Here is a 21786-nt window from a genome sequence, read left to right as displayed (position 1 = left end):
TGGCGTGTTCCTATAGCCACAGTATCATACTGTGGCTATAGGAGACTTTTATGACCCATTCTGACCATCACCGCCATTGCCTCATTTTAAGAGGGACGAGCCAGCAACTGTTGTCAGAATTCCTAAACTTAAGTCGATCACTCAACACCCCACTGATTTGTAGCCAACAAATTGAGCAGTACGATAAACTCAATCAAGGCTTGTATCAGACCTGCAACTTTAAGCAAGCTCGCCAGCTTCTTGGCAGCACTCAGGAAGCCGTATTAATTGATCTAAGCCAAGGTGTTTCCGCCAGCGCCCTAGCCATTCTTGCTGGCACCGTTCGTGGTGGCGGTCTATTCGCCCTTGGACTGCCTAATGGAGACTGGCACGCACACCTTGATCAGGATTTGTCTCGTTACTTACCTTGGCCGTACCAAACAGAACATGTTCATTCGTATTTCAAAGACTATCTTTGGTCACGCTTACAGGACGCTTCCAGCCCGTTCAAAGAAAGCGGAGAACAACAAACACCATTTATGGCCTTACCCGTGTGGCCACAAAACATCACACTAACCTCGCAACAGCAACAAGCACAGAACCAACTTCTTAAGTTAGAGGCAGATCATTACATCCTCACTGCGGCCCGAGGGCGAGGTAAGTCCACCATGCTCGGCGACACGTTGGCGAAATTATCTCAATCGTCACTCAAACTTGCTTTAGTCGCGCCAAATCAAGACGCCATCGGAACCTTAAAAGCACAATTCGAACACAGCCTACAACAACACGACAGCTCGGCAAAATGGCCTTTTTATGCCGCTGACGCTTTGCTTTCTAACTCACAACATTGGGATGTTTTAGTGGTCGATGAAGCCGCTATGTTTCCTATCCCCATGCTTATTGAGTTGGCTAGTCGCGCGAAACATTGTGTCTTTAGTACCACTGATTATGGTTATGAAGGGATAGGAAAAGGCTTTAGCATGCGTTTTACCAAACATTTGAAACAGCTGAAAAGTCGTTCCCAACAAGGCGTTGCCTATCTAAAGTTGGAGCATCCCATTCGATGGGGGAAAAATGACCCACTGGAAGCTTGGCTGAACAACACCTTCTTTTTAGGCGGTGATATCGCCAGCGAACCACTCATTGAATCGCCTATTAAATCCCTTCAATACCAAGCTTTGTCAGCAAAAGACTGGCTACAGCAACCAGCTCAGCTAAGCCGCGCCTTTCAATTATTGGCCAATGCACATTATCAAACTTCAGCGGATAATTTACGTTGGATGCTGGACGACCCTTCCCTTTCAATCCATACACTAAACCGTGAACAAGACTTGTTGTCTCTTGCCATTGTATCCGCTGAAGGCGGCTTATCGGATAGCTTAAATCAAGCGGTTATGGAAGGTAAACGCCGACCTAGAGGCCATTTAGTGCCACAGTCTTTACTTGCACACGAAGGCCTCGCGGAAGCTGGGCAACTGAACTATTGGCGTATTAGTCGAATTGCCACTCAGCCAACTCAACACAACCTTGGCTATGGCAGTCAACTGCTTGAAAAAATAGCACAATCAGCACCATCAGAATGTGACTTTTTATGTACCAGTTTTGCCGCAACCCCAGACGTGCTGCACTTTTGGCTAAAAAATGGCTATCGGATCGTGCGCTTGGGCACATCGAAAGATCATGCCAGTGGCAGCTATTCCATCATGATGGTAAAACCACTTAATCAGTCCGCAAACACCATATGCACAGGATGGCAAAACCGCTTTATTGAACAATTCACAGTCAATTTGATGCTGCAATACCATGACTTAGCCAGTGATGTGGTACTACAAATCCTAGCGGGCAATAATCGCGAACTGAGTTTGCCTAGCTTGGCTCAACTTAATCCACAAGAACGTCACGAGCTCGCCTTGTTTATAGGTCATCACAAACCTTTCGATAGCATACGTCCCGTGTTTTTAAAGGCATGCTATCAATTAGCCATTAACCAGCAACTTGATGTCAAAAACCCGCGTCATTTACTCATGTTAGAAGCTGCATTAGGACGAGACCTGTCTGCCAACCAAAAAAAGGCACAATTGGACGGCAAAAAAGCCATTTATCAAACTTTCAAAAGCCTTTTAAAAGTTAAAACAGGCGGTTAACCACCCATTCACTCATGCAGCATGTGCCAAGTCTCCCCCACAAATGACATAACTCTTTTTTATTTCACAAGCATGAAAACACAAAAAATCTTTTATTTTCAGCAAGTTAAGCAAAAATATAAAGATTTGGCATGAAATGTGTAAATAAACCTGCCTAGCAATCTTTTTTGCGTGTCCCATTTGGGACTAAAATTCGGCAACAATAATAAATACGCTTTTTGGAGTTTTATAAAAATGAAAAAAATCAGTCTTGCTCTTACCTCTCTTGCCCTTGCGTTTTCTGCAAACACTGCCCTAGCGAACTGTGATGCTGGTGAGCGTGTTGTAAAATTCAGCCACGTAACAGGTGGTACAACGCACCCTAAAGTGGTTGCTGCTAATAATTTTGCAGAGCGCGTTAACCAAGAGATGAATGGAAAACTATGTGTTGAAGTCTTCCCTAACTCTACGCTTTTCGGCGACTCAAAAGAGCTTGAAGCTCTATTGTTAGGTGACGTTCAACTATTGGCTCCTTCTTTGTCTAAATTTGGTTCTTACACTGATAAATACGGTGTATTCGACCTACCATTCATTTTTAAAGACATGGATCATGCGATTCGTTTCACAAAAACACCTGAAGGCAAAAAACTTCTTCTAGAAATGGACGAGTACGCTGGCTTTGTTGGTCTAGGTTACTGGATGTCTGGTATGAAATACTTCTCTGCCAACAAACCATTAATCGAGCCAAGCGATGCGTCTGGTTTGAAATTCCGTGTTCAAACGTCTGACGTTGCTAAGCAAATGATTGCGGCAATGGACGCTTCTCCACAAGCCATGGCGTTCTCTGAAGTATACGGCGCATTGCAAACTGGCGTTGTAGACGGTCAAGAAAACACCTGGTCTAACATCTACACGAAAAAATTCTATGAAGTTCAAGACAGCATCACAGAAACCAACCATCAGTTGTTGGCTTACTTGTTCATGACGTCTTCTGAATTCCTAGACAGCCTATCTGCTGAAGATCGCGCGCAATTCCTACAAATTGCTGACGACGTGACTCAAGAAGCTAACTTGTCTGTGAAAGCCAAAGAAGCGGCGAACCGTGCCAACATTTTGAAAGCTGGCGGCAAAATCAATACCTTAACACCAGAGCAACTAAACGTTTGGGTTGAGACGATGAAGCCTGTTTGGAAACAATTTGAAAACTACATTGGTAAAGACTTAATTAACGCAGCAGCTGGTGCGTAAGTTAGATCTACCCTGCAGTGAGCTGGCTCTCGGGCCAGCTCTTTGTGGTTTAAATGTGACCCCCGTCTCCTTCTGTTGACCCAATAGTTTCACAATCTTGCCACACACTGCTGTTTTATCGTTTTGCTCCACAAGCCCTAGGAGAACCCCATGGCGTATTGGCCACATTTGTATTTACTCTTCTTTATCCTTGTTATTTGGGGATTAGAAAAGCGCTTTCCAAAGGTGATGGAAAGAGCAGAAGAAAACCTGCTAATTATTGTTATTTCGTCCATCATGGCCGTGTCTTTCGGTCAAGTTATCGCTCGATATGGCTTTAACACTGGCTGGGATGCCGCTTTAGAATTCAACACGGTTGCTTTCTCGTGGTTGATCTTGCTGGGCATGAGCTACGGCATCAAAACTGGCATTCACCTAGGTGTCGACATTGTTCTTAATGCAGTGCCAAAACGAGTTGCTAAAGGCCTATCCTTATTTGGCGCGGCGGCAGCCATGCTATACGGTTTAATATTACTGGATTCAACTTGGTTAGCCATGCTTGGTGTTGATGTGCGCGGTGGCGCAATTGAATACTGGTCGAAAATGTTCCGTATCGGTATTGGTTCTGAAGAACTGCGTTACCCTGAATTCATTCAAGAAATGTTTGGTGTACGTCCACGCATTCAGCGTTGGATCGTTTTGGTCATTCTTCCAATCAGTTTGGCACTTCTATCTTATCGCTCTATACAAGCCTTTATTAATATTGCCCGCGGCAAACGCGACATGTTAATCAGTGGCCATGAGGCACAAGACCTTGTCAAAGAAAACCAAAACGTCTTGAAAGACTAGCTCAGGAGCTTAATTGTGGAATCGCTTATTCTATTTTCTATGGTACTAGTCTTGCTGTTTATCGGCTTGCCTGTTGGTATCTCCTTGGGCTTATCGTCCATCTTATTTATTACGTTCTTTTCTCACGACTCATTGTCCTCTGTCGCCATTTCCTTGTTTGGGGCGGGTCAGCACTATACTTTGTTGGCCATCCCATTTTTCATCATCGCGTCGTCTTACATGTCGACAGGTGGTGTGGCAAAGCGTCTGATTAACTTCGCGATTGCCAGTGTTGGACACTTCCGTGGTGGTTTGGCCATGGCATCGGTATTGGCTTGTATGATGTTCGCGGCCTTGTCTGGTTCATCTCCAGCCACAGTGGTTGCCATTGGTACTATTGCCATTGCAGGTATGCGCCAAGTGGGTTACTCAAAAGAATTTGCCTCAGGCATCATTGCTAACGCAGGTACGCTTGGTATTTTGATTCCACCTTCGATTGTAATGGTGGTTTACGCTGCATCGGTTGATGTATCAGTTGGTCGTATGTTCTTGGCAGGGGTTATCCCAGGCTTGATGGCTGGCGGTATGTTGATGCTGGCCATTTATGTGGTAGCACGTATCAAGAAACTGCCTGCTGAAGAGTGGAAAGGTTTTGGCAACCTAATTCGTGGTGGTAAAGACGCAGGTTGGGGCTTATTCCTTGTCGTTATCATCATGGGCGGTATTTACGGTGGTGTATTTACACCAACTGAAGCGGCCGTTGTTGCGGCGGTTTACTCCATGTTCATCGCGCTATTTGTTTACCGTGATATGGGACCGTTAAAAGGCCAAACTTGGACAAATGACAATGATGCACCACACGCCCGTGTGGGTTTCAATGGCATGGTATATGGCGTGTCTTTCTTCCTAGTGTGGGAAATCATGTCATTCTTCGCCCTTGCAGACAGTGAAACCATCACGGGTGGCGATCGTGCCATTTGGGGTTTGATCATGTCTGTTTTGTTGGCGGTTTTCTATGTTTATAAGCGCTCTGCCAAACTGGATGAATCCATTGGTGCTTGTTTAGCCGCAGGCTTGCCTATTTGGGGCCGTAACCTAAGCTTGATGCTACGCGGTTTCTTCCCATCTCTGTTCGGCGATGAGTCACGTAAAGTGATGCTTGAAGGGACAAAAACAACGGTAATGCTGATGTTCATCATCGCCAATGCCTTGTTGTTCGCTCACACCTTGTCGGCGGAACGTATTCCACAGGCCATCACAGAGTGGATGTTGGGTGTTGGTTTCAACTGGTTCACCTTCTTGATCGCAGTCAACATTCTGTTGTTGATCGGTGGTCAGTTTATGGAGCCATCCGGTCTCTTGGTTATTGTTGCGCCAGTGGTCTTCCCAATTGCCATGGAGCTAGGTGTTGATCCAATTCACTTGGGTATCATCATGGTGGTGAACATGGAAATCGGTATGATTACGCCGCCCATTGGTTTGAACCTATTTGTTACCTCCGGCATCACCGGCATGAGTTTGGCCCGTGTGGTAAAAGCCGCTATGCCATTCGTATTGGTATTGATGGTGTTCCTAGTATTGGTCACTTACATTCCAGCTCTGTCTACCGCGTTGCCTTACAGCATCATGGGACCAGAAATCGTTCAGTAATGACGCTAAGGAAAGGCTTTTCCGGAAGTCTTTCCTTGATAAAAAAAGAGCCGCTCCTGAAGGTGCGGCTCTTTTTTTGTGCCTAAAGTATTCTAAATCAAAAAGGGCTTATCGAGCCAACCAACCACCATCTACGGCAATGGTATAACCATTAACGTAACGAGAAGCATCGGAGGCTAAAAATACAATAGGTCCCGCCATGTCTTCTGGTAAGCCCCATCGACCTGCAGGAATTCGACCTAAGATCTCACTTGAGCGCGCTTCATCAGCACGCAAAGCTTGTGTATTATTGGTCGACATATAACCTGGTGCGATGGCGTTCACATTAATACCATGTTGTGCCCATTCATTGGCAAGTAAACGGGTAATCCCCATTACACCACTTTTCGATGCGGTGTAAGAAGGCACTCGAATCCCTCCTTGGAAAGACAACATAGAAGCAATATTAATGATGTTGGCAGACGTACCTTGTTTGATCACCTGCCGAGCAAAACCCTGTGACATGAAGAACACAGACTTAATGTTCACGTCCATGACGTCATCCCAATCTTTTTCACTGAAATCAATCGCATCATTACGACGGATGATTCCGGCATTGTTGACTAAAATATCTACTTGACCAAAGGCTGAGACGGCCTCTTTGATCACTAAGTCAACAGAGTCCACTTTACTCATGTCCGCAATCACACTGTGAAACTTGCGGCCCGTTGCCGCCATAAGCTCAATGGTTTCTGATGGAACATCACGATTAACACCAACAATATCGGCTCCCGCTTTCGCTAGCGCCAATGCCATGCCTTGCCCTAAGCCTGTATTACAGCCAGTAACGATGGCAACCTTGTTGCTGAGATCAAACATTTCTTTCATAAAATCACCTAATCAATTTTCACTGCGCAGATTAGTCAAACAGTGATGAAGCTGTTCGTGCGTCCATTCAGAATAACACAATAAAATACATCTTTAAATTTAATGAAACATTATTTCAATTAATAAAGTTAACGAAAAATCACCACTATGGCGATGAACAATTGCCATAAGAATGAAATACAACACCTCTAAAAAACTAAACAAACATCCTTGTTTGTTTGCTGAGTATCAGTGCGGCCTATCTAAGCCGCACTGAACACCATGACTAACGCATAGCACGACGCAAGATACGATTGCCTTGCTTGATGAAGTCCTCAGCCGCTTCTTCTACGGTAATTTGACCTTGGTCCATTTTTTCGATGAGCTCTTGGAACAAGCTAACAAATTGTGGATTTTCAAAGTAAGCCGAGGTTTGTAATTGCTTCGGTAGGTCGTTAATTTGTGCCAAACCAGCAACAGAAAGGTCTGACTCTTTAATCGTGCCATCTAGCATCAAGGCACGACGAGCCGCCAAACTCAAAGGTACACCACGGGCTAAGCCCATGGCTTTATAACCCGCTGGCTCATTGAGGATGAAATTCAGTAATTTTGCCGCCACTTCTGGCTGGTCGCTGTTTTTACCAATAGAGAACATTTGCGCTGGTTTATAAAACAAACCCGCATCGGTCGCCCCTTTCATTTGTGGGTAGAAACCCAACTCAAGTGACATCGGCGGTTTAAGGTTATCGTTGTACTTGTTAATCGCAGAGTTCCACATGTACAAACCAGCCCATTCACCATTAATCCAAGGCTTGTGCTCATAAAGGTTAGCGGCACCAAAGCCCGCAATGTATTTACTGCTTGGCGCGACATGATTTTTCACCATGTCTTCGTATATTTTGAAGAATTCCAACATTTGCTCATCGGAATAAGCAATACGCTTGTTCTCTTCGTCAATCATTGGAATGCCGTATTTCTGCACCATGTAAGAACGATTCATAGCGATGACATCGCGACCTTCAAGCACTAATGGAAAGTATTCATCACCCAATTTTTCTTTGAATATTGGGCCGGCTTTCATAAAGTCATCCCAAGTCACAGGGTAAGGCAAACCCGCTTTGTCCCAAATGTCCTTGTTAAAGTAGAAAATACGAGCCGCCATGGAGATCGGAATGCCATTCAACTTGCCGTTATTCGTACCCGCTGCTAACGCGGCTTCATCGAACTGACTCAGATCTAGAATGTCACTGTAATCCCGTAGATCTTTAAAACCGTCACCACGACGGGAGAAAATCGGCATCCAGTTCCAGTTAGTCTGCATCAGATCTGGCTCAGTATTACCGGCGATCTGGGTGGTCAAACGTTCTAAATGGCCGCCCCAACCTGTGTATTCCGTTTTGACACTGATGTTTGGATTCACTTTTTCGAATTCTTTCACGGCAGCATTAGTTGCCGCATGTCGGGAATTCCCTCCCCACCACGACATACGCAGATCTTCTGCATTGGCATGGGTGCTGACCATTGAACCAGCAGACGCCAGTCCAACTAACATAGCTATTGTTTTTATTTTCATGCTTGCTTTCCTCGTTTTATAACATCACGTTAAAGCTTTTTAGCACCGCTCAAGCCAAGCTTTAACGGCACATAAAAGCCGTTAGAGAGAAATATTCTCCTCGGTTTGCTTATCAAAGATATGAGCATTACTCATTTCAAAATGGAATAATTGCTCCTTACCTTTTGAATTCCAAAGCTGTGCTTCTACGATGTCAGACGGAATGCGCGCACACATTTCTTTCTTCTCACCGTCTACAGAGAAATGCACATAAAATTCTGCGCCCATGTTCTCCATACGAATCACAATACCTTTCACCACCTCACCTTGTGGTGAACTATCATCGGCCAACTTAATAAATTCAGGACGAATACCAAACACCACATCCGAGGCAAATTTACTCGCCACTTTCTGAGCTTTTTCAGCAGGCAACGTCAGCCCCTGTTCATTCAAAGACAGGTGATATTCATCTTGATCATTGCGCGATAAATCCGCTTCCACCATGTTCATTTCTGGCGCGCCAATGAAGCCGGCCACAAATAAATTTTGAGGGTATTTATACAAATTAGCAGGGGTGTCTACTTGCATGATATGACCGTCTTTCATCACACAAATGCGATCCCCCATGGTCATGGCTTCCGTCTGATCATGGGTAACATACACGCTAGTTGCTGAACGGTTGGTTTTCTTTAGCGTGTTATGCAAATCTGAAATACGCACTCGCATAGAAGCACGTAATTTCGCATCCAAATTAGATAATGGCTCATCAAACAAGAACACCTGTGGACGTTTGACAATGGCACGCCCCACCGCCACACGTTGCGCCTGACCACCAGATAATTGGCGAGGCAAACGATCCAACAAAGGCGTTAATTCCAGCAACTCAGCGGCTTCATTCACTTGTTTCTCAATGTCTTCCTTGCTAACTTTCGCCAGTTTCAAACCAAAGCCTAAGTTTTCACGCACACTCATGTGCGGATACAAGGCGTAGTTTTGAAACACCATGGCAATACCACGGTCTTTTGGTGGTAAGTTATTGACGGTACGATCACCAATGGTAATGGTGCCGCCAGAGATGGATTCCAGCCCCGCCAACATGCGCAATGTGGTGGATTTAGCACAACCCGAAGGCCCGATCACTACCAAGAACTCGCCGTCTTCAATTTCCAGATTAATCCCATGAACCGCTTTAAAACCGTTCGAGTACACTTTCGTTAAATTTTCTAATACAACTTTTGACATAATAGCTACCTAACCTTTAACACCACCGGACGTAATTCCTTCCACAAAATAGTTTTGTGCGATCAGGAAGACGACAATTGACGGAACGATGGCAATCGATGCCATAGCAAGAATTTCATTCCATTGAGTCCCTTCGGTGACATCAATGGATAATTTCAACGCGAGTGCGATGGGGTATTTTTCAACACTTGAGATGTAGATCAATGGACCTAAGAAGTCATTCACAGACCACATAAATTGGAACAAGGCCACCGAAATAATCGCCGGTTTTAGCATTGGCACCACTATGTACCAAAGCAGTTGGAAGGAATTACAACCGTCGATCATAGCGGCTTCTTCCATGTCAGTTGGCAACCCTCGCAGGAATTGAATCAACATAAAAACAAAGAAGCCTTGCGTCGCAAACGCCATAGGCAAATACAACGGCATGTAGCTGTCCAACATGCCCATTTCACGGAACATCAAATACTGTGGAATCAACAACACAGACGTCGGTAGCAAAATGGTGGCGACCAAGGTAACGAACCAAAATTTCTTAAAAGGAATATCAAAGCGAGCAAAACCGTAGGCCACAATAACGGACGAAATTACGGTTAAGATGACTTTCGGCACCACGTAATAGAAGGTATTTAAAAAGAAGCGTCCGAAGGTGTATTCGGTTCCCGTATTCCAACCATTAATGAAACCGTCCAAAGAGAATTCATTAGGCCATAAGCTCAACGAGCTAAAGATTTCATGATTGGGTTTGAAAGACGCTGAAAACATCCAAAACAAGGGATACAGCATCACCAAGCCACAAAACAACAGAATAAAGTAACGAATGACCGCACCAATCTTCTGTTTACGCATTTGCACACGTAAAAAACGATCATTATCAACAACGCCTGTGGTGGATTTATCTATGAATAATTTTGTCATGTTTACTTACCACCCTTATCACCAGAGTAGAACACCCAGTATTTAGAAGACTTAAAGGAAATTGCTGTAAAAATAGCCACCGCCACAAACAACACCCACGCCAAGGCACTGCCGTAACCCAAGTCAAAGTACTTAAAGGCGGTTTCGTAAATGTACAAAGAGAACAGATAAGTCGACTTCGCAGGACCACCGCCAGTAATCACATAAGGCGCAGTAAACTCTTGGAAAGCCTGGGTGGTTTGCATAATAAAGTTAAAGAAAATCACCGGTGTAATCAGTGGTACTGTGATCTTGGTGAACATTTGCCACTTAGACGCACCATCAATCATGGCGGCTTCGTATTGCGACTGTGGCACACTTTGCAAAGCCGCAAGGAAGATCACCATAGCCGAACCAAACTGCCAAACACGCAATAAAGTGACCGAAAACATGGCAAATACTGGCTCACCTAACCAAGAGATCGGCTCCACACCAAAGATCCCTAAGAAGCTGTTCAGTAAACCGTCGAGAGAAAAAATGGCCCGCCACAAAACGGCAATGGCCACACTGCTGCCCAAAATGGACGGAATGTAATAAGCGGTACGGAAAAACTTAATGCCACGTAATTTAAAGTTCAGCACAAAGGCAATAAATAAGGCGAAAGCCAATTTGAGGGGAATCGTCAGAAAAACATAAGCGAAGGTCACGCCCATCGACTTATAAAAAGTATCGTCATCCAGCATATAGCGGTAATTATCCAGACCGATGTATTCCGGCGGATTAATTAGATCATAGTCGGTGAAACTGATGATCAAAGACGACAAAAATGGGAAAGCGGTAAACACCAGCAATCCAATTATGTAGGGGCTGATATAGGCCAAGCCTAACCGTCGGTTTTCATACATATCGATCAACTCTATTTTGTTGTTATTAAGGTTGCATTTTCGATAGTAGTGGAGGCATTTCATTTTTTCAATGACTTTAATCATTTTTTTGAAATGCTTTTTCAAAAAAATGATTTGTGCTTTTCAGCCTTATTTTTCTTCTCCCTCTAGAAGTCTGCTATCACCTGCCTTAGCGTCTTTTCTTGATATAAAAACAAGACAAAAAAAAGCGAGGCCAAAGCCTCGCTAATGTGACACCTATCCAAATATCACTTTTATTCGATTACTGTCGACACCATTAAGCCAACTTCAATTTACTGTCGACTAATTGCGGAATCGTCAACGGGTTATCGTCGCGCACGCTGCTTGGTAGCAAACTCGCGGGAAAATCCTGATAACACACTGGACGCAAGAAACGCTCAATAGCGGCACTGCCGACGGAAGTGGAACGACTGTCTGAGGTCGCTGGGAAAGGCCCACCATGTACCATGGCCTGACACACCTCAACCCCGGTTGGGTAACCATTACACAACAAGCGTCCGGCTTTACGCTCAAACACAGGCAAAAGCGCTTTAACCGCATCGCTGTCAGCATCATTCATTTGAATGGTTATCGTCAGTTGGCCTTCAAAATGCTCAGCCAGTTGGCGATATTCCTCAAGACTCTGACACTTAATGACTAAGGAAGTCGAACCAAATACTTCACCCTCCAAGCCTTTATCGGCTAAGAAAGTCTTGGCTTGCGTAACAAACACATGCGCCTGACACTGATTTGGCAAATCCGAGCTCGCCGATTGCGCCAACAAACTCACTCCGTCATGCTCAGTCAAGCTGTTCACGCCCTCACAATAGGCTTGGTAAATCCCCGGACTCAGCATGGTTTGTGTGCCCAACGCTTGAGTCTCTTCAGCTACCTGCTGCAAGAAAGCCTCACAATCTGGCCCATCCATCACCACCACCAAACCAGGGTTGGTGCAGAATTGACCAGCCCCCATCGCCAAAGAAGCAACAAAGCCCGATGCCACCGCTTTCGCTTCTGCAGCAAGCTTATTCGACATTATGAAAACTGGATTAATACTGCTCATTTCAGCGTAAACTGGAATCGGTTCAGGCCGATTCGCAGCAATATTCATCAAGGCCACACCACCTGAACGGGAGCCAGTAAACCCCACCGCTTTAATGTGAGGGTGTGCCACTAAAGCACCACCAACATCGGCCCCTGCACCAAACAACAAAGAAAATACCCCTTCCGGCATTTGGCACTTTTTCACGGCCTGCTGAATCGCACGGCCAACCAATTCAGACGTCCCTGGATGAGCGGAATGAGCTTTTACCACTACAGGGCAACCGGCCGCTAACGCCGATGCTGTGTCGCCACCCGCCACCGAAAAGGCCAACGGAAAATTACTGGCACCGAACACAGCCACCGGGCCCAATGGAATTTTTTGAAAACGCAAATCGGCTCGCGGTAGTGGTGCTCTCTCAGGCAACGCAGGATCAATGCGCGCATCGAGAAATTTTCCCATGCGTACGACGGAAGCAAACATTCGCAATTGCCCCATGGTTCGACCACGCTCACCTTCAATGCGAGCTTGCGGTAAACCAGTTTCCGCCATGGCACGCTCTACGAGCGAATCACCCAGCGCAAGGATTTCATCCGCAATGGTTTCCAGAAACACGGCTCGGCTTTCGTTACCCATAGCACGATAATCATCAAATGCCTGCCAAGCCAATGCCACGGCTTGATCAACATGCTGTTGATCGCCACCTAAAAATTCAGGCTGAAGATACTCATTAGTGGCTGGGTTCAGCGCGCGAATGGCTTTTTTGTGACCCTGTACCGAGCTTTGCCCGATCAGCATTTGTCCCGTAATTTGCATTGTCTTCTCCACAAATTCACTTATTAAAAGAACCCCAGACCCGAAGATCTGGGACTGTGGTTATTTATTCGCTTTAATGAGCGCTTGCAGGCGCGCTTCTTGCTCTTGAGTCGGCATGGTCAGTGGCGCACGCACCTCGCCTGCTGGGCGGCCAATTAATTTAGCGCCGGATTTGATCAAACTCACCGCGTAACCTTTTTTCTCATCACGCAGACGACAGAAAGGAATAAAGAAGTCTTTCACAATGGCTTCTACCGTGTTTTTTTCACCCGCTCGTAACGCTTTATAAAAACGATTCGCCATATCAGGCATAAAGTTAAATACCGCAGAAGAATAGGTATTCACACCAATGGCTAAATACGCCTCGGCGAAAATCTCAGCCGTCGGCACGCCCCCAATGTAAACCAAACGATCTCCCACCGTCTTAATGATGTCATTTAACGTCGCCACATTACCCACACCGTCTTTGAGGGCAATCAAGTTAGGGTTCTGTGCCGCTAATTGCTTCACGCTTTCTGCACTCAAAATGCCATTGGCACGATTGTAGTAAATAAACTGAATCGAGCTGCTTTGCATGATTTGTGTGGCATATTCCACCACACCATCTTCTGGGCACTCGGTTAAGAAAGGCGGCATCAACAAAATACCATCACATCCCGCTTCCTCTGCCGCTTCCACAAAGGCTTTAGCCTCGACAACACTGCGTCCTGCACTGGCAATCACTGGTACTCGCCCAGCCACTGTTTCCACTGCAATGCGACAAATTTCTTTGTACTCTTCCAGCCCAAGAGAGAAGAACTCCCCTGTGCCACCCGCAATAAATACAGACGATACGCCATGCTCAATAAACCACTCTATGCGTTGTTTATAAGTGTCAGCTTGAAACTGTCCTTGCGCATCAAAATCCGTGATTGGGAATGACAGTAAACCATCGCTTAAAGATGAACGAATTTGCTCAATTGAAAGTGCCATATAAGGGTCCTCTTATTATTCAAATACCCAAATTTTGGGCAAACGAAACCCTTACCCATGTTGCAGGGCAAAAATTTCATTATTAGGAAATAAATTTATAAAAGTGCGTTAGCTAAAGTTACGGTTAATCATCGTCTTCAAAGTGGCCTGCAGTGGCAAAGAATCCTCCTTGAAATAACAATGCGGGATGGTCGCGATCCATTAATGGGTCTTGCGACAATACCTCGGTCTCAAATTGTGCTGACGAATCTTTCGGCTGCCATCCTAGGAAGTTGGCTTTGCGGTTATCCCACCAAGACCAAGGGTTATTCGATGCACCATACACCACGGTACATGCCAAGCGATTAACGCTGAACACACACTTCACCAGATCCGCCATGTCTTCCTCGCTCAACCAGGTCGACAACATACGACGATCAAGCGGCTTGGGCAGACAACTGCCGATGCGCACCAGAGCCGATTCGATACCAAATTTCTCAAAGTAATAGCGTGCTAATAACTCACCAAAGCCTTTTGATACACCGTATAAGCTATCTGGTCGCATTGGGCTGTCCGCATCTAGACGCGTCTCACGGGAATGAAAACCCACCACATGATTGGAACTGGCAAAAAAGATGCGCGTGACCTGATGTTGGCGAGCCGCTTCATATATATGATAAGTGCCTTTCAAATTACCGTTTAGAATGCTCTCAAAGGTGCCTTCAATGGATTGTCCTCCAAGGTGGATAATGCCGTCACAGCCTTTTACTAGTGTCTTTACCGCATCGAAATCCGCCAAATCACAAGCTTTAAAAGACTCACCTGGGTTTAAGTCTGTGATCTCCACTAAGTCAGACAACACCAATTCCTCTGCCCACCCCGCCAAAGTACGACGCATGGCTTTACCTAAAGTACCGGCTGCGCCTGTCAGCAATACTCGTTTCATATCTTTCCCCTTAACCACTGATCCAGTTTGGTAACGTCATAGAAATAGCAGGTACAAATGTCACCAAGATTAACGCGGCCAAAATCGCCAAATAAAATGGCCAAATGCTTTTCACGGCGCGTTGAATCGGCACTTCACCAATGGCACAGCCAACGAACAAACACCCTCCCACTGGTGGCGTACACAAACCTAAGCCCAAATTCATCATCAACATACTGCCGAACTGAATTGGATCCATACCTAAGCTCACTGCCACAGGCAAAAAGATGGGCGTACATATTAGAATCAGCGCCGCCATATCCATGATCATGCCCAATAGCAATAAGATCAAATTCATCATCAAAAAGATGATGATGGGATTATCGGATATGGCCGTTAACCCAGCCGCCAACACTTTCGGTACTTCGTACAATGCCAACATGTAACCAAAAGCAGACGCGCAACCGACTAAGATCATCACCAGACCTGTGGTACGCACTGAGCGGATAACAGCGACCCAAAAGTCACGTAGAGTCAATGAACGGTAGACCAACGCCGTAATCAACACAGCGTAAATTGCTCCTATGGCTCCGGATTCAGTCACTGTGAATACACCAGATAAAGCACCACCCACGACAATAATGGCGGTAATCAAACCAGGGAATGACGCCAAGAAAGCGACAAAAATCACCTTTAAACCGGCAAACGGTTCAGTTGGGTAATTGTTACGAATCGCCATCCAACGAGCCACACAGCCCAACAATACACACATTAAAATCCCTGGCACAATGCCCGCCATGAATAGACTGGCCACCGACATACCACCGCCTGCGGCCACCACATATAAGATCATATTGTGGCTTGGTGGAATCATGATGCCAGCAATGGACGAGGTCACCGTCACATTGACCGCATAAGCGTCGTCATAACCTTTTTCTTTCATTACCGGGATCAATAAAGAGCCAAGCGCTGATACGTCCGCCACCGCTGAACCAGAAATGCCACCAAACAACATACTGGAAAAGACATTAACTTGTCCCAGACCACCACGCATCCAGCCCACAGCGGAAGACGCTAAGCGAATCAACCTTGCGGCAATGCCACCATGCAACATCAATTCACCGGCAAAGATAAAGAAAGGAATCGCCAACAATGAAAAGGTAGAAGTTCCAGCAACGATCCGCTGAAAACCAATCATTAACGGCAAGCCTTCGTAAAAAAACGCTGAAATTGCTGCCATACCTAAAGCAAACGCCACAGGCACACCGACAAAGGTCAGCAGAGCAAATAAGCCCAGTAAAATCGCTAAGCCCATATTAGTTATCTCCCGCTACATCAGAAGAGTGAGGATCTGCTGACACAGATTGTTTTGAAAATACGTTTAGCGTGCCATAAATTACCCGATATCCTGCAAACAGGCACATCAAGACACCGCTGGCGACAACGGGGAAATATCGAATGCCTTCTGGAATTCGCCATTCAAATACCGTCAATAATGGAATGCTTCTAAACCAAGCAAAGTCCACCAGCTCCTTGCCGTACAGCGCCATGGCATAACCAAAAACGACAATACACACATCAATCAAGATATTAATAATCTGACCAACACGCTCCGGCACGATCATAGAAAGCATATCAACACTTAAGTGTGTGCGTTCATGAATGCCGACAGCCGCCGCCAAAAAGGTAATATTTGTAACCAACAGCATGGCCATTTGCTCCACCCAAGTTGGCGTGTCATTTAATACATAACGACCAAATACCAACCAACCAAATGAAGCCACCAACAAAACTAAAAACACACCAGACAAGGCGGTCACTAAAAAAGCGATACCATCCAGAATAGATTTGATTTTGGGTTGTATAGAAGAAGAGAAAGCCATAGTCACACTCTTTCAAGCAATGTCATCAAAAGGCTAATCTGCTAACGACAGATTAGCCTGAGTCTTTATTACTGGGTATTTTGAATTTGCTCGATAAATGGCTTCAAAGATGGATTATCTTTCACCGCTTTCGCGTAGACAGGTTTCATCGCATCACTAAAGGCTTTTTTATCTTTGATTTCATTGAACTTAACACCTGAAGCTAGCACTTTCTTACGGCTTTCTTCATCCCGTTGCGCCCACAACTTACGCTGCAAAGCCGAACTATCTCGAGCGGCCTTTTTGACAGCAACCTGATCTTTTGCAGACAATTCGTTCCACGCTTTCACGCTCACACAGACACACTCTGGGATTATTAAGTGCTGCGTCAAAGAATAATAAGGCGCCACTTCATAGTGGTTACTGGAATCGTATGATGGCCAGTTGTTTTCAGCACCATCAACCACACCAGTTTTTAAGGATTGATACACTTCGGAATACGCCATTGGCGTTGCATTACCACCCAAGGCTTCTACCATGCCAACGTACAATTCGTTATTCATGACACGGAACTTCTCACCTTTCACATCCGCTGGGGTCTGAATAGGCTTAGCCGTGTTATAGAAAGATCGCGCACCACCATCATACCAAGCCAACGACATAATGCCTTTTTTCGCCATGGCATCACTTAACTGATCGCCAACTGGACCATCCATAACGCGGTGCATGTGATTGAGGTCTTTGAAAATAAAAGGAAGGGAAACCACGTTTACTTCAGGCACAGCGTCACCCATTGGCCCCAAGCTAAAACCAGCAAATTGAATGGCGCCAACTTGTAACATTTGAATGGCATCAGACTGACTGCCCAGTACAGAACTATTGTAGACGCGACCACTTACTCGACCATCAGTCGCTTTATCTGCTTCCTTAATGAAAGATTCTAACGCATCCGTAACAGGGTAACCTGTATTATGAATGTTCCAGCCTTTCCATTCCGCGTTCGCAGCGCTAGAAAACGCCACAGCCGAAGCGGCAGTCATCAAGGCAAGTGCTTTGCCAATTTTTTTTGCGGGAAAGTTTATTATCATTGTTATGTCTCCAGTTATTCTTGTCATTTTTCTACTTGTTTGGATAACCACTTTAAGACTAAGACTTAAAGATAACCATCCAACCTTTTTTATTTGTAGCATAAGACATCAGGAATAGACAATAATCATAGTATGAATTTTTTAAATTTAATTTAAACTTAACGACTTAACAGGTAAATTAAGTCGTATTCATATTATGTGATAACATATTTAAGCTCATAAAAAGCAACATCTTTATGTTTTAGAAAGGCCAATAGATCATGCCAGCAAGTAAAACCGTAAAAGCCAGTTTGCCGCAACAAACGGCAGAGAAAATTCGTCAGCGCATTGCCACCTTGGATATGAAACCTGGTGATAAACTACCAACGGAACCCAAGTTGATGAGCGAACTGTCCGTCAGTCGTACCGTGCTGCGTGAAGCCATTGCCTGTTTGAAAGCAGAAGGGCTAGTCAAAGCCAAACAAGGCGCTGGTGTATTCGTTTCCGAACCAGAGCAAAAGCTCACATCTTTACTACGTAACAGCACACAGACACTGACAGATACGATAGAGTCTTTGGAACTCAGAACCGCTGTAGAGATCGAAGCTGTGGGGCTTGCCGTTGCGAGATGTTCATTAGCCCAAGAAGCAGAAATCTATCGCTGTTACGACGCCTACGAACGAAAAGTTCAGAAAGGCGAAAGTGCCGAACAAGAAGATTTCGAGTTCCATTTGGCCATTGCCAAAGCCACTAACAACCAACACTTTGTTGACTTTTTAGAGGTCCTTGGACAACGCACTATCCCTCGGGCACGACTAAGAGAAGAAGCGGGTCTGCCTCGTGATCCAGAAATCGATAAGTCACTAAATCGTGAACACAAAGCCATTTTGGATGCCATTGAGGCCCGCGATGCAGAAGCGGCTAAAGAAGCGGTACGCGTCCATCTTAATAATGGTTGTGAACGTTATCGTAAATTGATGCGCGACATACAACGCGCAAAATCATAGTATGAATTTATGGATTTATTAAAATGACTTGTGTTATGTTTCCCTCAACTAACAAGAATAAACCGATGTACAGGGTCATTTGCCATGAAAATCACAGAGATCGTTACTTATCACCTCAGTCATGAACTTGAACAGCCGTTCGAATCCGCGTCTATGTTGTTTACCTCAAGAGATCACCTACTGATCGAAATCCATTGCGATAACGGTTTAGTCGGCTGGGGAGAATGTTTGGGCAACCGTATCGTAAACGATGCCTTCATTCAGGCAATGAAGCCTCACCTTATTGGCAAAAATGCTCTAAACATCGAACCCATCTGGCTCAAGCTCTACAATATTTTCCGTGATCAAGGCCAACGCGGCGCCACCATTAATGCCATCAGTGGCATTGATATCGCCTTATGGGATCTAGCGGGCAAGTATCATCAATGTCCAACTCACCAGCTACTAGGGGGCGCTTTTCGTGAGCAAATCCCAGTGTACGCCACTGGCGGTTTTCGTTTGGTAGGCCAAGATCGCATAGAAAGCTTATTAGAAGAAGTGTCAGGTTATAAACAAGCGGGCTTCAAGGCCGTAAAAATCAAAATCGGTTTTGGCATCGGGCTAGACATAGCCTCAATCAAAGCCGTTCGCCAATGCTTGGGTGAGGATATCGAGCTGATGATAGACGCCAATCACGGTTATGATCACATTGATGCCGCACGTGTTGCCAATGCGGTCAGTGATTGCGACCTGTTATGGTTTGAAGAGCCGGTTGTTCCTGAAGCCCTAAGCAGCTATCACAAACTTAGAAGCAGCCAAGCCATCCCACTTGCTGGCGGTGAAACTTGGCATACACGTTGGGGCATCAATGAAGCATTAAAGCAAAATACTGTCGATATTTTGCAACCTGATGTATGCGGTGTCGGTGGTCTAAGTGAAGCAAAAAAAGTGCTCACCTTGTGTGATATTTATGGAGTGCGCTGCGTTCCTCATGTTTGGGGGACGAGTGTTGCTTTAGCGGCGGGTCTGCATTTCCATGCCATCATTCCACCTAGCCCGCCCTCTTATGGCTGCACACCGGATTCCCCACGTTTTGAGTACGACCAAACTCATAATCCTTTCCGTTCTAGTATTGTCACTCAACCTTTTGAGCTTAACGATGGCTATTTAACCGTGCCACAAGGCCATGGTTTAGGGATTGAAATCCGCCCAGAGGAACTGGCGAAGTACCGCCCTAAAGTATAAGGAATGATGAACATGACAAGACGATTAAACGGACAAGCTCCCAACATTGCACTACCCAAGGGGAGCATTGATACGCATATACACATTTATGACGCTCAGCATCCAAACTTACCGGGGGGACCAGCTATTCCAGTAGACGCAGCAAACCTTCAGGATTATCAGCAAGTGATGACATGGCTAGGTATTGAGAAGGTAGTTATTACGCAACCCAACGCCTATCAAACAAATAACCAAGTACTGCTCAATGCGGTACAGAGTATGGGTGAAAAAGCACGTGGCATTGTGGTGGTGACGCCTGATACGAGCGAAGCTGAATTGGAAAAGTGGCATCAAATGGGCGCCCGTGGCGCACGCATTATGCAGTTGACCCAAGGCGCCGTCAGATTAAAGGACTTGCTATCTGTTAACGATAAAATTGCAACATTTGGCTGGAGTTGTATCGTACAGTTCAATGGTCGAGAAATCTTAGAGCACGCTAGTATATTGAATAAGATCAAAGGCAATTTCAGTTTGGATCATCATGGTAAGTTTTTACCGCCAGTCAAAATCAACAGCGCCGAATTCAAACAGGTACTCAAACTTTTAGACAAGGGCAATTGCTATTACAAGATTGCCGCTTGTTATGAAAGCTCAGCCACTGGTGGACCAGACTATGAAGACGTTGCAGATATGACCAAGGCAGCGATCAAACATGCCCCTGAACGCATTATCTGGGGCAGCAACTGGCCACACGTTTCAGGTACACCAGAGCAAGCACCAAACGATGCAAGACTACTGGATTTGATACAGAGCTGGATTCCTGACGAGAGAACAAGGCAAGCAATATTTGTCGATAACCCAGAACGCTTATATTGGCACAGCTAAGATAAATAATTTACTGATCGACGGCTTGAATTTTATAGCCGTCACGCCCCGCCCTTTTCACCTCATATAAGGCTTTATCTGCGGTCTGAAACGCCTTCTCAAATACCTGTTCGCCTTGCCCTTGAAACGTCGCTACACCAATACTAGCAGTGAAGTTTACCGTTCCCTGTTCGGTGACCAATGCAGCATTGCGCACACGATCCAAAACACTTTGAGCAAAGCTAGCGACCTCCGCTTCAGTGGCATTGCACAGTAAAACAGCAAATTCATCGCCCCCTAAACGAGCAACGACGTTTGGGTAATGAAAGATACTTCGTAACACTTCGGCAAAAACCACTAGAGCTTGGTCTCCACAGAGGTGACCGTGCTGGTCATTAATTTGTTTAAAATCATCTAGATCCAGTACAAAAAATGCAGACACTCCAGATTTTTTTAAGCTGGCTTTTGATGATAAAGCGGTCAAACTCTTTTTGTAGAAATAACCACGGTTGTAAACAGACGTTAGGCTATCGATTGAGGCAAGCTGTGTCATCTCCCGCTCCATCACATCGACACGCAACAGCAACCCCACCAGATACCAAGATAAAATAGGCGTTGTTAAACCCGCAATAAGGATGATCATCATCACATCACGATGCAAATCAAGAGCGAGCCCTAATAATTTCGCAAAGAGAGTATCTAACAGTATAGAGATAAGAATGGCAGAGATAGTTAGCGCCAGCACTAAGCCAGTACGCCCTAATGAACGTAGTACATGTCGGATAATAGGCGTCACTATG

At 45.4% G+C, this 21786-nt stretch carries 19 protein-coding genes; 7 read left to right on the top strand and 12 right to left on the bottom strand.

Annotation, left to right across the window (positions count from 1 at the left end; translation table 11 throughout):
• Positions 1-50: 50 nt before the first annotated feature.
• The 4 genes from DFP76_RS04195 to DFP76_RS04180 all read left to right on the top strand — a co-directional run bounded on the left by DFP76_RS04195 (position 51) and on the right by DFP76_RS04180 (position 5807).
• Positions 51-2123: a tRNA(Met) cytidine acetyltransferase TmcA domain-containing protein gene (locus DFP76_RS04195; protein WP_113873418.1), complete on the top strand. Its 2073-nt coding sequence runs from the start codon at positions 51-53 to the stop codon at positions 2121-2123.
• 234 nt (positions 2124-2357) lie between these two features.
• Complete coding sequence (locus DFP76_RS04190) at positions 2358-3350, top strand: TRAP transporter substrate-binding protein (protein WP_113873417.1); 993 nt, start codon at positions 2358-2360, stop codon at positions 3348-3350.
• A gap of 150 nt (positions 3351-3500) precedes the next feature.
• Positions 3501-4178 carry a TRAP transporter small permease gene (locus tag DFP76_RS04185; RefSeq protein WP_113873416.1) on the top strand — a complete coding sequence of 226 codons (678 nt, stop codon included), beginning with the start codon at positions 3501-3503 and terminating at the stop codon, positions 4176-4178.
• 15 nt (positions 4179-4193) lie between these two features.
• Positions 4194-5807, top strand: a complete 1614-nt coding sequence (locus tag DFP76_RS04180) for a TRAP transporter large permease (RefSeq protein ID WP_113873415.1) — start codon at positions 4194-4196, stop codon at positions 5805-5807.
• Between the two features lie 108 nt (positions 5808-5915).
• Here DFP76_RS04180 and kduD read toward each other — a convergent pair whose 3' ends face one another.
• From kduD to DFP76_RS04125, 11 genes are all read right to left on the bottom strand, one after another.
• Positions 5916-6674, bottom strand: a complete 759-nt coding sequence (kduD, locus tag DFP76_RS04175; protein ID WP_113873414.1) for a 2-dehydro-3-deoxy-D-gluconate 5-dehydrogenase KduD — start codon at positions 6672-6674, stop codon at positions 5916-5918.
• Positions 6675-6939: 265 nt separating this feature from the next.
• Positions 6940-8226, bottom strand: a complete 1287-nt coding sequence (locus DFP76_RS04170; RefSeq protein WP_113873413.1) for an ABC transporter substrate-binding protein — start codon at positions 8224-8226, stop codon at positions 6940-6942.
• 81 nt (positions 8227-8307) lie between these two features.
• Positions 8308-9447: an ABC transporter ATP-binding protein gene (locus tag DFP76_RS04165; protein ID WP_113873412.1), complete on the bottom strand. Its 1140-nt coding sequence runs from the start codon at positions 9445-9447 to the stop codon at positions 8308-8310.
• Between the two features lie 9 nt (positions 9448-9456).
• Positions 9457-10365 (bottom strand): carbohydrate ABC transporter permease, encoded by a 909-nt coding sequence (locus DFP76_RS04160; protein ID WP_113873411.1) that lies wholly within the window; start codon positions 10363-10365, stop codon positions 9457-9459.
• 2 nt (positions 10366-10367) lie between these two features.
• Positions 10368-11249, bottom strand: coding sequence for a carbohydrate ABC transporter permease (locus tag DFP76_RS04155; protein WP_113873410.1), 882 nt, complete (start codon positions 11247-11249; stop codon positions 10368-10370).
• Positions 11250-11526: 277 nt separating this feature from the next.
• Positions 11527-13107, bottom strand: a complete 1581-nt coding sequence (locus tag DFP76_RS04150; RefSeq protein WP_113873409.1) for an aldehyde dehydrogenase (NADP(+)) — start codon at positions 13105-13107, stop codon at positions 11527-11529.
• A gap of 60 nt (positions 13108-13167) precedes the next feature.
• Positions 13168-14079, bottom strand: a complete 912-nt coding sequence (gene kdgD, locus DFP76_RS04145; protein ID WP_113873408.1) for a 5-dehydro-4-deoxyglucarate dehydratase — start codon at positions 14077-14079, stop codon at positions 13168-13170.
• A gap of 124 nt (positions 14080-14203) precedes the next feature.
• Positions 14204-15004 (bottom strand): NAD-dependent epimerase/dehydratase family protein, encoded by an 801-nt coding sequence (locus DFP76_RS04140; protein WP_113873407.1) that lies wholly within the window; start codon positions 15002-15004, stop codon positions 14204-14206.
• A gap of 10 nt (positions 15005-15014) precedes the next feature.
• Positions 15015-16298: a TRAP transporter large permease gene (locus tag DFP76_RS04135; protein ID WP_113873406.1), complete on the bottom strand. Its 1284-nt coding sequence runs from the start codon at positions 16296-16298 to the stop codon at positions 15015-15017.
• Position 16299: 1 nt separating this feature from the next.
• On the bottom strand, positions 16300-16866 hold the full coding sequence (locus DFP76_RS04130; protein WP_113873405.1) for a TRAP transporter small permease: 567 nt from the start codon (positions 16864-16866) through the stop codon (positions 16300-16302).
• A 68-nt stretch (positions 16867-16934) separates the two neighbouring features.
• Positions 16935-17933 (bottom strand): TRAP transporter substrate-binding protein, encoded by a 999-nt coding sequence (locus tag DFP76_RS04125; protein WP_113873404.1) that lies wholly within the window; start codon positions 17931-17933, stop codon positions 16935-16937.
• A gap of 260 nt (positions 17934-18193) precedes the next feature.
• Between DFP76_RS04125 and DFP76_RS04120 the strand changes: the two genes are divergently transcribed.
• The 3 genes from DFP76_RS04120 (at position 18194) to DFP76_RS04110 (ending at position 21007) form a co-directional block, all read left to right on the top strand.
• The gene (locus tag DFP76_RS04120; protein ID WP_113873403.1) at positions 18194-18919 is read left to right on the top strand and encodes a FadR/GntR family transcriptional regulator; all 726 of its coding nucleotides are present in this window, start codon (positions 18194-18196) and stop codon (positions 18917-18919) included.
• A gap of 84 nt (positions 18920-19003) precedes the next feature.
• The gene (locus tag DFP76_RS04115) at positions 19004-20143 is read left to right on the top strand and encodes a mandelate racemase/muconate lactonizing enzyme family protein (protein ID WP_113873402.1); all 1140 of its coding nucleotides are present in this window, start codon (positions 19004-19006) and stop codon (positions 20141-20143) included.
• Between the two features lie 12 nt (positions 20144-20155).
• On the top strand, positions 20156-21007 hold the full coding sequence (locus DFP76_RS04110; protein ID WP_113873401.1) for an amidohydrolase family protein: 852 nt from the start codon (positions 20156-20158) through the stop codon (positions 21005-21007).
• A 10-nt stretch (positions 21008-21017) separates the two neighbouring features.
• On the opposite strand, the gene DFP76_RS04105 is transcribed toward DFP76_RS04110, so the two are convergent.
• Positions 21018-21782, bottom strand: a complete 765-nt coding sequence (locus tag DFP76_RS04105; RefSeq protein WP_113873400.1) for a GGDEF domain-containing protein — start codon at positions 21780-21782, stop codon at positions 21018-21020.
• Positions 21783-21786: the final 4 nt, after the last annotated feature.

The organism is Marinomonas aquiplantarum (assembly GCF_003314975.1).
Classification (GTDB): Bacteria; Pseudomonadota; Gammaproteobacteria; order Pseudomonadales; family Marinomonadaceae; genus Marinomonas; species Marinomonas aquiplantarum.
The sequence above is the reverse complement of the archived record's forward strand: the minus strand, read 5'-3'. Positions and strand labels throughout refer to the sequence as shown.